This is a genomic window from Nocardioides gansuensis (assembly GCF_003076135.1).
GTDB classification, from domain to species: Bacteria; Actinomycetota; Actinomycetes; order Propionibacteriales; family Nocardioidaceae; genus Nocardioides; species Nocardioides gansuensis.
Genome location: NZ_QDGZ01000007.1, coordinates 203,957 through 217,015 on the forward strand (window position 1 = coordinate 203,957; position 13,059 = coordinate 217,015).

A 13,059-nucleotide genomic window follows, 5' to 3' on the forward strand; every position below is an offset into this window, starting at 1 on the left:
ACCTTTCGTGTTTTCGCGCGATCAGCGGGGCAGCATCCGCTGACCGGCGTCGATGCGGATGCACTCGGCGTTGAGGTAGGGGTTGGTAACGATGTGCTCAACGAGGGAGGCGAACTCCTCGGGTCGTCCCATTCGCCTGGGCTCGAGGATCATGTCGATCAGCCGCTCTTGCAGGTCCTCGCGCATACCGTGGACCATGCTGGTCGCAAAGAGGCCGGGCGCGATCGCGTTGACCCGGACACCCTTGCCCGCGACATCCCGCGCAAGTGGCAGCGTCATGCCGACCACGCCCGCCTTGCTCGCGCTGTACGCGGCTTGGCCCATCTGCCCGTCAAAGGCCGCGTCGGAAGCGGTGTTCACCACGACACCCCGCTCGCCACCTTCATCCGGCTCGTTGTTCAGCATGGCGGCGATGGCGACGCGGTTGATGTTGAAGGTGCCAACGAGGTTGACCGCCAGAGTGTTGCTGAACACATCGAGGTCGGCCGGTCGTCCGCGGCTGACCACCTTGGCGGCTGGCGCGATGCCTGCGCAGTTGACGTTGATATGAATCCCACCCAGACGGTCGACAATCTGGTCGGCGGCGCTCTCGGCTGCGTCCGCGGCGGCCACATCGAGGACGACAGGGAACGCCCGATCACTCGGCAGCCCCGAAGCGACCTCCCGCAGTCGGTCCGCATCAGCATCGACGAGCGCCACGGCGGCCCCGCGGGACGCCAACCGCTCGGCCGTCGCCCGCCCAAGCCCCGACCCGGCACCCGTCACGAGTGCAACCCGGCCCTCAACCTGCATCGCGTCTCCCTGTCGTAAGTCGCTGTTCCGTCCTCGACGCTAGGTTGTTTTTGTGACGCGGCACACTGATCATGTGCACACCGTCATGCCCGGATAGGTGTGAGGTTCTAACACGGAAGCGGGGCAGAGGCATGCCAGAGAGCGCGATCGAATCACCCCAACACTTCGCCTTGGTTCCCCCGGTGGCCGAGGGCCTCGGATCAACCGCGCAGCGATTGCTCGAGGCGGTGGGCGAGTCGGACCTGGAGGCGGTTGACCGGGCCGTGATGGAACTCATCGAGCTGCTGCGCCCCACATCGTCGGACGAGGTACTCGCCGGCATCCGCAATGCCGCGCTCCGCGCACACGAAGCGACCAGTTACCACCGACGTCGCGTCGGCGAGCTCACGGCTCTCCACCAGATTGCGGTCGATCTGGCCAGCGTACGGAACCCGGACGAGACGTTGCAGGCCATCGTGCGGGCGGCACAGGCGGTGATCCCATCGGCTGACGCCACCTACCTGCTGCTCTCAGAACCCGGAACAGGCTGGAACTACGTCAAGGCAAGCGTGGGTCTGCACAACCCTGACTTCATGCACGTGCGGGTCCGCGACGGCTACGGCATGGTCGGCCGCATCTACGAGACTCGAGCACCCCTGTGGACGCGCAACTACACCGAGTCTTCCAGCTTCGACCACGACAGCGTGGTGGACCGGACGCTCGCCGAGGACGGCCTGCGCTCCGTGCTCGGGATCCCCATGATCGTCCGAGGGGTTCCGCAGGGCGTGTTGTACGCGGCAAACCGCGTGGAGCGCTCCTTCACGGCCGACGAAGTCTCCGTCCTCCAACAATTCGCGGACCTGGCATCGATCGCGATCGAGAACGCCGAGTCCTTCGCCGGCCTACAACGGACCGCTCATGACATCGGCGAAGACATGACCGCGCTCGAGCGGGCCGCGCAGTTGCACGCGGATCTGACCAAGCTAGTGGTGGAGGGGGCACAGATCACCGATGTCCTGGCGCCGATCAGCGCGGTTCTCCCCGGCCATCTCAAGCTCCTCGATGCGTCCGATCGGGTGCTGGCGGCCAATGGCGAATCCACGATGTCGGAGGAAGCCTTCGCCCAGATTCGGCAGAGCCAACGCGCAGGCGGAGCCGTTTCACAGCCCACGCCCGACGGCTTCCGGCACGTGGTCGCCGTAGCAACCCGCAATGCTTACCACGGAGCCCTGGTCATCGAGTCCGACCAACCCCTCAGCGACCTCGACCGGCGCACACTGGAGCGTGCCGGGCACGTCGTTGCTCTGCTCACACTGCAGCAGCAAGCGTTGGTCGAGGCAGAGAACCAGGTACGCGGGGAGTTCCTCCATGAACTGCTCGAGACGCGACACGAGCTGTCCGACGCCTCGCGGCTTCGGGCCCACAGCCGCGGAATCGACCTCGCCCGCCGGGTGGTAGCCATCGCCATCTCGGTGCCCACCCAGAGACAGCTCGGCGCACGTCGGGCAATGGCCGATTTCGCGCGACTGCATAAGGGCGTCGGGGGTGAACACAACGGGATCGTCGCCGTCGTCCTACCCAGCGACGACCCGCACGAGACAGCCACATCGGTCCACGCCAGGCTCACCCGGGAGCTGCGGATCCCGGCGCTCGTCTGTGCCTCGCGTCCGGTCGACGGCACCACGGGCGCGGTGTCCGATGCGTTTGTCGAGGCCCGTCGATGTGCAGCCCTGCTCCGAGGCCTAGGCACTGAGCCGAAGGCCGTCACTACGCACGAGCTGGCGCTGTTCAGTGTGCTGTTCACGCCTGGCCGCGAGCACGAACTCACGTCATTCCTGGATCACGCGCTGGGCCGCCTCGAGGCCTACGACCGTGACCACAACACCCAACTGATCGACACCATCTCGGCGTACTTCGACCACAACCTGAATGTGGCCAAGACCGCCCGCTCTCTGTTTGTGCACGCAAACACCGTCGTGAAGCGGCTGGAGCGTGTCGCCGACGTGCTCGGCGACGACTGGCAGGCCGAACCGAGCGCCACCCGACTCCGGGTCGCCCTGTTGCTCCGCAACTACGCCGACGGATCACCGATCTGGGACGCAGACTGAAGGGCACTGCCTCCTAGTGACCGCTGTGCCTCCCTACGCCAGCGACGGCTCGCGCGAGGTCGGCTCGGCCAATCTGCGGCCCTTGCCCTTTTCGCCTGTGCTCTGAGTGTGTCCACGCCGTCCGCAGCGCTGCGGACGACACGAACCGCATCGTCACGCAGCGTTTCGACGTGCTAGAAGGGGCTCCTAGTCCGGATGGTAGTCCAGCCCGACCCCCGCGGGGGCCAGTGTCGTTGAGATGGTCGAGCCTGGGGCTCAGGCCGACGGCCGAGGAAATGGATGCGGGCCGCCCTGTGTGCGGCGGTGCCTTAGGAATCTGCCTCGATCCCTTGCAAGATCACCGCCACGTGCTTGGTACGAGTGGGAGACAGGTTTCACTTAGCGCTCATGGCCGCGACGGCACTGGTCCTTGGAGCCGCGGTCGCGCTGTCGGCAGCGGGCGCTGCGCTCTCGGTGTGCTTTGTGATGGTCATGCTCGCTCCGATCGTCACCGTCGTCGGATACGAGCTCATCGGCCAGTGAGCGTCGCACTCCCGGTAGGGGTGTTCGTGATCTGCCTCTACGGCCTGCACACCGCGTTGTCATGATGGACCTGTGCTGTGGAGAATGCGCGCGACCCTGCCCGACCGACCGGGCACGCTCGCAGCGCTCGCCCACGAGTGCGGCAAGGCCGGCGTCAACATCGTCGGAATGCAGATCTTCCGCGGCGCCGAGGCGGCCACCGTCGAGCTTGTGGTCGAGGCCCCGGACACCGTCGAGGCCGACCTAGTCGACCTGGTGCACCGGGGCGGCGCCCAGCACGTCGAGTCGATGCGGTGCACGGAGGCAGCCCTCGCCGACCAGCCCACCCGCTACGTCAACGCCGCGCGTGCGGTGCTCGCGCAGCCGTCGTCGTTCCCCGACGTCGCCGCGCATCTCTTCGACGCCGACGTCGCGCCGGCGGACGACCGCGAGGACGTGATGGTAATGACGCTGGGCGAGGACGTGGAGGTCCAGATCCGGAGAGCGACGCCGTTCACCGACACCGAGCGGGCCCGCGGCGCGGCGTTCGCCGAACTGGTGGCCGAGGTGCTCGAGCGGCAGGCACCGCTGTCGACCGGCGTCCAACCCGGTGGTCAGACGCCGGAGTATGTCGTCGGCGATGCCGAAGTGACGGCTCTCGCCAGCGGGCACGTCGTCGGCCGCGGCCGCATCGGCGCCGCCGACCCCGAGGCACCCGACGCGCGGTACATCGACCTCGAGGTCGACCCGGGCTGGCGCCGGCACGGCGTCGGCACCCGCCTCCTCAACGAGATCGTGAGGATGGCCTGCGCTCAGGGAATCGCCGAGATCGTGGTCACGGCACCGGCGGACAGCCGCGCGGTGCTGCCGATGGTGCTGGCGGCCGGGCTGCGCGGACGCATCCGGATCGCCGGCGACTCGCTCACAGTCCGGATCTCGCTCGCCGAGCCCCGCCGCATCTGACGTGAAGGTGGCGCCTCATTCGTCGGCGTCGCCTTCCGCTCGTACTTCGGCGGAGCCTGCGAGGCCACCGCCTTCACGACCGTTGTCCTAGAGATCCCCAGCCGCCTAGCGATCCTGGCCTTCGGCACCCCCTCAGCGGCCAGCCTCCTGATCAGCGCCCAATCCTCCACAGTGATCACACTCCAATCGTCGAGAGAGTGTTCACTTTCCGAGCGCCGTCACCGTCCAGTTTTTCGACCGCCGTCGACAATCTACGCCGTAGACGGTCAATGCCTATTGGTCTAGGCGCGCCGCTGCCATGACAGCACGAGCTGCGCGAAAGACAGCTCGATCACTCGGTCCCCCGCCCGAGCCGCGTCGTCGTGTCCGCAAGTTCGGCGAGCTGCTCGGCGAATGGGCCACGAAGGCGGCTTTGCTGCTCAAGACAAGGGCGAAATCTCTGCCAGGTCATCCATGACACCTTTGCCGCCGTCGGTCAGGCTCGATGTGTCACCGCCTGAAACCCGTGGGGCCTCCTGGTAGACACGTACCCAGTCGACCTGGGCGGTCTGGCTCATCCGACCAGGGGTCAGGTGCCGCAGCTCATAGTCCGAAGTCAGCATGGAGAGGATGAGGAACGCCGGCTTGTGGCTGACCGCCCGGGTCTCCCGATAGAACTCCGCGCCGTCGACGCGGAAGATGTACTCCTTCGACGTCCACTCCACCGAGAAGACATGGAAGGAGTCCCACCAGGTGTCGCCGACCGGCTTCATCGCCGCGGTCTGCTTGAAGATGTCGCCGTAGGTGGTGACCTGCCTGCGCGACGTGTTGTGGTGAAGGAATGCGCCGATCGCGCTCACCGAAGTGGAGCTCTCACCGAAGAACTCCATGGCGTCGACCTCGATGTCACCGGGCAGCGGGCTGCCGTCTACGGGAAGCATCCAGAACGCAGAGTGCATGCCCTTGCCCCGCTGGAGCTTCATCCGGGCCGCCGCGAATCCGTACTGGAACGTGAACGACTTCTCCGTGGCGATCTGGGAGTTGGTCAGGTACGCAACCGAGCCGGAGCCGTAGTCGGAGGAGTAGCCACATGATTGGCCGAGCCGCGACTGGTCGTAGCCGACACCGAGGTGTAGGACCCCGTCGACGACGTGCCGGGTGGAGGAGTCGACGCGGGCGCAGGTGCGTCGGCCTTCGGTGCTGTTCTCACGAACCTGGTCGTTCCATACCGCGGCGTTGAGTCGGGCGCCGGAGAACGTCTCCTCAAAGCTCGGAGACCAGCCGCGGGTCATGACGGTGTTGGTGGTTGTGGCAGCCCCGCCGTCGGCGGTCGCGATCGTGGTCGCCCGGTAGGTGGCCGTGTCGGCCACCTGGAAGACGGCCGTACCGGCAGCATCCTGGACCTCGGTCTGCACGATGCTCCACCGGTCACCGGTGAGGCGTTCGAGGTGAACGAGACGGCCGGGGCGCGCGGGGCTGAACTGGGCCACGACCTGGCCGTTGTCCTCGGGGTCGGCGGGCGCGGGGCCTGGCTGCACTATCGGCGGGAGAGCCGCCAGCTGGGAGGACTGCCCCTGGACGTCGACGTCGACCGGCTTGGTGATGATGGACGGCAGCCCCTGGGACTCGGGCTTGACCTTGTGCCGGGGAGCCTTGACGCGCAGGGTGGCCGGCCGTTCGAGAACGATGTTCTTGAAGGTGAAGTTGCCAACCTGCGTCGACTTCTTGGTGGCGATAGTGACGTAGCGGCCGCCCCTGAGCTGCTGTAGCTGCACGGTGCGCCGCAGCTTGGAGCCGAGGTATCCGGTCAGCTCGAAGCCGGACCCGGCGACAGGCGTGACGGCCGGCGGGCGCAACCGCCCGAACGCGGCACCGGCCGGGGACGCCGTGTTGACGGTCAGCACCGCGGTCAGCGACCCCACCACGGTGAACGCGAGCAGCGGGGCCAGGACGGCGCCCAGGCGCAGTCGAGTCCCGATCGGGTACCTCATCCGAGGACCTCGACGAAACCCTCGGGGTCTCGAGAAGGGGCGCCCGAAGTCACCCCGCCTTCGCGTACCTCGAGGCCGAGTTCGACGAACGTGAGGATCTGGTCGACCCGGTCGAGCTGGATATCCAACCGCAGCACCTGCCCGGTGACGGCCAGGATCTCCTTCCGGGTGCTGGACGCGCTCAGCATGAGGGCTGCGTCGCGGGCGGCCGTCGCCGCGAGATCGGCCTCGGAGTTGAGGAGACGCGCCGTGGCCAGCTCCCTCCGGACGGCGATCAGCCCAGCGGAGCCCTCGGTCTTCACGACCACCTCGTCGAGGCTCGCGAGCCGCGTCGTGTTGGCCTCTGCAACCTGGCAGAGTGCCGCGAGGTCCTGCAGGTGGCCGGCACCGAAGCTGTCGGCCACGGGGCGACTCCGGCGAACCTGTGACACGATCGCTGGCAGGCCGGCCCAGGTCGTTGCGACATGCGCGCCATCCGCGAGCCCCGCGAGTAGATCCCGATCGCCGGCGACCGAGACGGCGAGGCGCGCTTGCGCGTCGCCGTCGAGGCGACGCACGGGGCACCGATCCAGGAGGCTGGCAAGAGCCGCATCGGCGTGCGTGATGTCCGCGATGATCCTGCGCCGGAGTGCCTCGCCGATCGGCGTGGAGTTGCCTGCCAGCCCGATGTACGCCTCCCGGGTGGAATGTGTCGCCGGCGCCGCGACAGACGCAGGCGCAAATGCCATGGACCTAACTGCGACGTCCGAGGGCGTAGAAGCGGAGGTGGGAAGCATGCCCTCGTACACAAAATCGACTCCAGATTCAGGGCGGCCCCGCCGATCGAGGCCATCGCTCTGGTTATCGGCCGTCTGGCACCCCGGCTTGACGCCTAACCGCCTGATCGGTCCAGCTCCCAGCGAGACCCGACCAGCAGTCCAAAGGCAGGGGCCCGGCTTGTTGAGAAAGCTGCTCCTCCACCGAGACGTCGGTGGCGCACAAGAGGGTTGACCTTGCGGACGGAGCAAGCGCCCCGTGTCGACCACGCTCGAAAATGAGGCCATAGCCGGTCGAAACGAGGCCACCCAGACAGATTGGATGACAGATGGGCATCTGGGACGCGCGCGGCGCTGCTCGATGTAGTCACTGCCCCGTGGGTCCATGTCACCGCGGTACGCCCTGGACGGCCTCAAAGGCAGCCGCGTGCTGCGCCGATGACCCCCATCCCGGTGAGGTCGCCGGCGCCGAAGTTGTGGTTGAGCGAGGAGATGCCCCCGTGCATGACCTGCTCGGCGCCGTTCGCGTGGCCGAGGCCGAGGGCGTGGAGCGTCTCGTGCACAATCACCTGGCCCCACGTGGTCGAGCCCGAGGTGTCGAAACCGGGACGGAGCGCGTGGTCGCGGTCGAGCACGACGAACCCACGCACCATCCGCCAGGCGACGTCCGCCCCGCGGTCGGTTGCATGTGCCGACCCACCGCCGAGCCCCACAACGTCGTCCTGCAGCTCCGGGACCTGGGTCTGGTCGGACCAGGCAATTGCGATGTCCATGTGGGCCGGGAAGGTCGACCCGGTCCGGTGGACATAGGTGGTCTCCCCGACGTACTCGAACCTCAGCCCTGTCCGGTTAGCGATCTGCGCGAACGCCTCCTGGGCGTGCGCCAGCGAGCCGGCGTAGCCGCCCTGTGGGTTGTAGGCCCAGCGGATCGGCGTGCAGGGATTCCAGCGGGCGCCGCCCTCGACGAACAGGTAGGACCAGTCGTCTGCTAGCCCAGCAGGCGCAAGGTCCGTGACCGGTGCGGGCGTCGGCGTCGGCGTGGGGGCCGACGCGACCACCTTCACGATAAGCCTCTGGGTCTGCGCGGCGCGGAGTCCGTCGAAGCGCGGGCTCCTGACCTGGAACGCGCGCGTCCGATCCTCCGACCCGGCACTCACCTCGAACCGGAAGGCGCCGGTGCGGGCCGTGCGCCTCCGGGCGAGGACCTGCCAGCCCGACGACGTGGACTCGAGCAGCTCCACCGGCCGAGGCCGAGCGTGGCGGCCGGCCCGGACCAGGACCACCCCGGAGACGACGAGGCGCGCGCCGGCCTCGGCGCTCTCCGGCGCCGTCACCGCGATCCGCGCAGCGCGATTGAGCTTTGCCGCGTCGTCTGCGTGCACGGAGTCGCCGTACTCTGCCGTCACGATCGCGGGGCGTGCGGCGCCCTGCCCAGCGGCGTCGCGGGCGCCGGCGGAGAACGCTGCGGGAGCCAGCGCCAGCGCGAGGCCCGTCACAACCACCGTGGCGCACATGTGGCGAAGGGCAGGACGTCGTCGGAGCTTCATGCGGCGGTCCTCGTGATCGAAACGGGAACGGCCGGCGCTCCCCGAGAGAGTGGAATAGGAATGCCCCGCAGGCGTCTCGGGTCACCTGCGGGGCAATGCCAATGCTGCACGACACCAGGCGGCCTGTCACCGAATCCCGAAATTTCGCGCAAAGATGCCGAGATCCCCGTCCCGAGATCGAGAGGTCCTTGCGATCCGTCATGCGACGGTGAGTTTGCCAGGCGTTCTTGTCTAAACCTTTACACGCTGAGTCACATTTGGGTGGGTTTCTTGAGAATTGCTTGAGAGTTCCGACCCTCGAGGAGACTCCCAACGATGAGCACCCTGCCCGAGCGACTGCGGACGGTCGTTGACCTGGACACGGCACAGAACTCTCGGCCCACACACTGTTCGATCGAGACCGGGATCTCCGTCTTCTTCGCCGACCCCCACTCGGCATGGCCGGATCGACCCGGACAATCGCCGGACGCGGTGGCTCGCCGCGGTTAGCGTGGAGCCCTCGGGCACGCGGTATGTGTGCCGATAGCTGTTGGTGCGAAAGGGATGTCGGCGTGCTGACGCTGTTCGCAGCCCTGATGGTTCTGTTTGGTTGATCCTGGCCGTCCTGGCGGCATACGTCGCTTGACGTCGAGAGGCGCCGCATGGGCTGGAGCCCGGCGGTCCTACTCGCCTCCGTCGCCTGGTGGGGTCTTGCCTACGCCGTCGAACTCTCTGTCGAGCACATCGCGGCCAAGAGCCGTTAGGGTGACGTGAAGTACGTCGGGATCACGGCGCTGGCGCCGCGTGGCTCGCCTTCGTGGTGTGCACCGGCCGCGGACGACGCGTGACCAGGCGCATGCTGGCCTTTCTGGCAATCGTGCCCGTCGCCGCGCTGACAGTCCTCGCGATCCGCGCCACCCATGACCTGGTGCGCTCCTATCCGGCATCGGCCTCGACCTAGGACCCGCTGATCGTCGAGTTCGAACCGACATTCTGGGCGATCCTGATCTACAACAACCTCCTGTTGGTGGCCGCAACCGCGCGGTTCGTGGTCAGCATGGTCCGGTTGACCGCGTTCGTGGACGAGGTCCCAACCAGGACCCCGCCGGTGACGGTGAACGCGAACGGGGTCAGATCCATGCGAGCGAACCAGCCGACCTCGAAGTTCTGCAGCAGGTTGGCGGTCCACGGCAGGGGCCCCCTCCATCGACGCCAAGCTCACGAACTTTCGCGGCGACTCGACGGCCAACCCCCGCGGTCTGGGAATGCTCCTGGCCGAAGCAGTAGCCCTTGCTCACGACGGTCACCTAGACATCTCCGAGTCTCACGCAGGCGCCACCGTCACCCTCCTGCTCTCGCGAGAACCCGACTTCCCCGCGTAACCCACACCCCCGCACATGGACGGGCTCCGGCACTCAAGCATGGTCAACCGCCTCAACGAGCAACTCAACGTGCTGCTACAGGGTTCGAACTTGCTGATCGGCCATAGCCACATGGTCGAAGGAGCGGGCGCGTCGACCCTCGTCTTACGTTTTCAAGGTCGAGCCGCTCGCGTCCCTCCCGATCGAGCAGATCCTCGCGCCGACGGTGCAGGTCGCGCAGCACTACCTGGCGGACAGCTCACCGGTGGACCGGCACGCCGCCGACCCTGCGTCCTCGCCGCCGACGACCGCCTTCCGCGCCGCTGCGTATTGCGAGCGCCTCGGCGTGCCACTGACGAGACCTGACTGCCGCCGGCCAGAGCGGCCAGGTTAGCTTGTCGATCGCCAAGCAGCGGGGAACGCGCGACACTGGTGCGTACACACTGATCCGGGGCACGGAGAGTCGATGGAACCGCACCCGTCCACATCAGACCAGGCCTTCCTGGCCGACTTGCGGCGGCACCGCGCCGAACTGCGCGAGTCGATGAGCGCGCTGGAAGACGCCCTGGCCGCGCCCGCCACCGCCCCGCCCTGGGCCCCGCGTCTCCACGCTGCCCTGGTGGAACTCGCTGCCGACTTCCGTACACACATCGACATCACAGAGGGGCCCAACGGGCTGTACAGCGACCTCCTCAAGACCTCGCCACGGTTGTCCGAGTCCGTTGCCAGCCTCATTCGCGAACACGCCCTAATCTGTCGTCAGGTCGACAACCTGCTGGCCCGAGTGACAGCCTCGGACGGCATCGAGGACGTGGACAGAGTTCGCGACCTGGGCATGGCGATCCTAGGGAGACTCGTCCGACACCGGCAGCGAGGCTCCGATCTCGTCTTCGAGGCCTACGAGTTCGACATCGGGGGCGAGACCTGAGCAGAGCCCCCGCAGCCAAGGCCCGTACGACAGGCCAGCTAGAGCTGGACAAGACATATGTCAGTCGAAATGCGATCCGAGGTTGACCATTCAAGCATTGTCACCTGCGCCTGCGATAGTCCGTGTTCGACGCCGCGCCCGGGTCATTCCCTTACGCAGCTGAGTGTCCGCCGGCGCCTCGTCGAAGGGCAGCGGCGCCAGCGCCCAGCAGGCACGGTCCGGGAAGTACTCGCGAGCACGCGTTCACTGCCTGCGGGGCGCAGCGGTGCGCTCGCCGCGAGGGGACGGACGTGCCGCCACCAGTAGGTGCGAGAACGGCACCGGACCGCGGCTCCCTCGAGCGGCTCGCAGCCGGCGCAGCTGGCCGCGGGATTGGTGGCGCTGCGCGCAAGCCGCGACGTACCGACTCCTGAGATGAGGTGGCCCAACTGTGCGAGGTGGCGCAAGGCCGACGACCTAGGCGGCTAGGAATAGGAATAGCCCGTGATCGGAGGTCTGCCGTTCGAAGGGTGCGCGACTACGACCTGTGGCGCGAGGCCTTCGGCGAGGACGTCGGGGGACGTCAGGCGTCCGGTGCCACGGGTTACCGGATCTTCCGGTTGCAGGTACCAGATGATGTAGTCGATGGCGAGTTCCTTCGCGTGCACCTGGCGTACGCGACGAGGACGTCACCTTGGGCCCTGCCGGCCGGGGGTCAAAGGGACCATGAAGTCGGCGGCGAGTCCTGCGGGGGTGGCCGTGAGGGTTGGTGGCGCTCTCGCGGTAGCCGCCGACGGTCTTGATGTCGAACATCGGCGCTAGGACGTTCACCAGGTGGGTCAGCTGCGGCTTGACCGGACCGAGGTTGTAGTTGGTCTCGGTCGCGACCGCGCAGCCGGTGCCGGCGGTACACACCTTGACAACTGCTCCCGCAAACAGCCGTCTGATGACCTGCGCATCCAAAACTCACCGCACATTTCGTCGCCAACCATTGACGGCTTCCGAATCCTCCCCGCCCAAACGCCGCTCCTAGCCCTCCCATCGAGCGGGACCGATGCCGGTGTCCTGGTGCCCGGGCGGTATAGCGGGTCGTGGACGAACTCACCCAGGCGAAGAACGCCGCCTCGATGGAACACCCCGCCCGCCGTAACTCGCTCATCAGCGTGGGCCCCAGCGAGGCGTGGGAGACACCGCCGCCCCACTGCGTGGGGTTACCCTGAGGACCGCGACGCCGCTCAGGATGAGTAGCACTGCGATGCCGTCCCGAAGTTGCAGCGGTTCACCCACGAGGAGCCACCCGATCGCGAGGGCTACTACGGGAGGTATGTAGGTGGCGCTGGAGGCGGTGACCGCACCAAGCGTCTCCACGATGAAGTAGTACAGGATGTAAGCCACGCCGGTGCCGAGTATTCCGAGGCCGATCACCACCCCGACGAGGGCCCTTGTATCGTCAGCGAGCGTCGTCATCCCGTCCAGATCGGTGACCACCATTAGGGTCAACAGGGCCAGCCCGATCTGGTAGGTGGTCAGTGCAGCGGGAGCGATTCCCAAGGGCGAGATGAACTTGCGCGCGTATACGAACGATGCCCCCACGCTGGCAGCGCCCAAGAGCATGAACAACACGCCTGTCGGGTCGACGCCATGAGTGGTCTCCCAAGGTCGCGCGATGAGCAGCACTCCGCCGAAGCCGATGAGGACCCCTAGGAAGCGCAGGAGAGTTACGGGCTCAGAACGCAGGAACGCCAGGGCGCAGACGAAGGTGAAGAGCGGGATCGCACCGCTCAACGCCCCGGCTATTCCAGAGGGGAGAAGTGCGGTTCCGGCGGCGAAGGCGTAGTAGAAGACGCTGGTGGCCAGCAGCGACATGGCGAAGTAGTGGTGCAGGTGTCGGGCATGATGCCTGGACAGCGCTCGGCGGGCCAGCGCGTATCCCAGCACGGGGAGAAACCCGAACAGCACTCGAAGAAGGGTGATCTGTCCAGCGGTGATGCTGTCGGATGCCCACTTCATGACGATGAAGTTGCTCCCCCAGATCACCCCGAGCGCGACGAAAGCGGCGCTAGCCGGTCGAGTCACTGGTGAAGTGTCCCATTCCCGCTCGTCAAACTACTTGTTCTATGCCTCAGGACCGGTGACTGACGAGGCTCGGTGTCGACGACGCTCGAAAACGAGGTCATAGCTACGCCTTGGTTTCCAG

Annotated in this window: 9 protein-coding genes and 1 pseudogene; 4 read left to right on the top strand and 6 right to left on the bottom strand. The window is 67.1% G+C overall.

What is annotated here, in order from left to right; genetic code table 11:
• Positions 1 to 21: 21 nt before the first annotated feature.
• Positions 22 to 792 (bottom strand): SDR family NAD(P)-dependent oxidoreductase, encoded by a 771-nt coding sequence (locus DDE18_RS16825; RefSeq protein WP_116573421.1) that lies wholly within the window; start codon positions 790 to 792, stop codon positions 22 to 24.
• A 182-nt stretch (positions 793 to 974) separates the two neighbouring features.
• On the opposite strand from DDE18_RS16825, the gene DDE18_RS16830 reads away from it, so the two are divergent.
• The 3 genes from DDE18_RS16830 to DDE18_RS16835 all read left to right on the top strand — a co-directional run bounded on the left by DDE18_RS16830 (position 975) and on the right by DDE18_RS16835 (position 4,343).
• The gene (locus DDE18_RS16830; protein ID WP_165821207.1) at positions 975 to 2,879 is read left to right on the top strand and encodes a helix-turn-helix domain-containing protein; all 1,905 of its coding nucleotides are present in this window, start codon (positions 975 to 977) and stop codon (positions 2,877 to 2,879) included.
• A 387-nt stretch (positions 2,880 to 3,266) separates the two neighbouring features.
• A complete protein-coding gene (locus DDE18_RS24070; RefSeq protein WP_281258399.1) occupies positions 3,267 to 3,401 on the top strand; it encodes a hypothetical protein in 135 nt (44 codons plus the stop codon).
• An 84-nt stretch (positions 3,402 to 3,485) separates the two neighbouring features.
• On the top strand, positions 3,486 to 4,343 hold the full coding sequence (locus DDE18_RS16835; RefSeq protein ID WP_116573423.1) for a GNAT family N-acetyltransferase: 858 nt from the start codon (positions 3,486 to 3,488) through the stop codon (positions 4,341 to 4,343).
• A gap of 35 nt (positions 4,344 to 4,378) precedes the next feature.
• On the opposite strand, the pseudogene DDE18_RS16840 reads toward DDE18_RS16835, so the two are convergent.
• The 4 genes and pseudogenes from DDE18_RS16840 to DDE18_RS16855 form a co-directional block, all read right to left on the bottom strand.
• Positions 4,379 to 4,522: pseudogene (locus DDE18_RS16840) on the bottom strand (helix-turn-helix domain-containing protein); the annotation flags it as partial.
• Positions 4,523 to 4,762: 240 nt separating this feature from the next.
• The gene (locus DDE18_RS16845) at positions 4,763 to 6,313 is read right to left on the bottom strand and encodes a glycoside hydrolase family 16 protein (RefSeq protein ID WP_116573424.1); all 1,551 of its coding nucleotides are present in this window, start codon (positions 6,311 to 6,313) and stop codon (positions 4,763 to 4,765) included.
• The gene (locus tag DDE18_RS16850; RefSeq protein WP_116573425.1) at positions 6,310 to 7,101 is read right to left on the bottom strand and encodes a hypothetical protein; all 792 of its coding nucleotides are present in this window, start codon (positions 7,099 to 7,101) and stop codon (positions 6,310 to 6,312) included. The genes DDE18_RS16845 and DDE18_RS16850 overlap by 4 nt, the downstream gene beginning before the upstream one ends.
• A 380-nt stretch (positions 7,102 to 7,481) precedes the next feature.
• Positions 7,482 to 8,615: a matrixin family metalloprotease gene (locus tag DDE18_RS16855; protein WP_116573426.1), complete on the bottom strand. Its 1,134-nt coding sequence runs from the start codon at positions 8,613 to 8,615 to the stop codon at positions 7,482 to 7,484.
• Between the two features lie 1,806 nt (positions 8,616 to 10,421).
• Between DDE18_RS16855 and DDE18_RS16860 the strand changes: the two genes are divergently transcribed.
• A complete protein-coding gene (locus DDE18_RS16860; RefSeq protein WP_116573427.1) occupies positions 10,422 to 10,883 on the top strand; it encodes a hemerythrin domain-containing protein in 462 nt (153 codons plus the stop codon).
• A 1,137-nt stretch (positions 10,884 to 12,020) separates the two neighbouring features.
• On the opposite strand, the gene DDE18_RS16865 is transcribed toward DDE18_RS16860, so the two are convergent.
• Positions 12,021 to 12,938, bottom strand: coding sequence for a DMT family transporter (locus DDE18_RS16865; protein ID WP_245916795.1), 918 nt, complete (start codon positions 12,936 to 12,938; stop codon positions 12,021 to 12,023).
• Between the last annotated feature and the right edge of the window lie 121 nt (positions 12,939 to 13,059).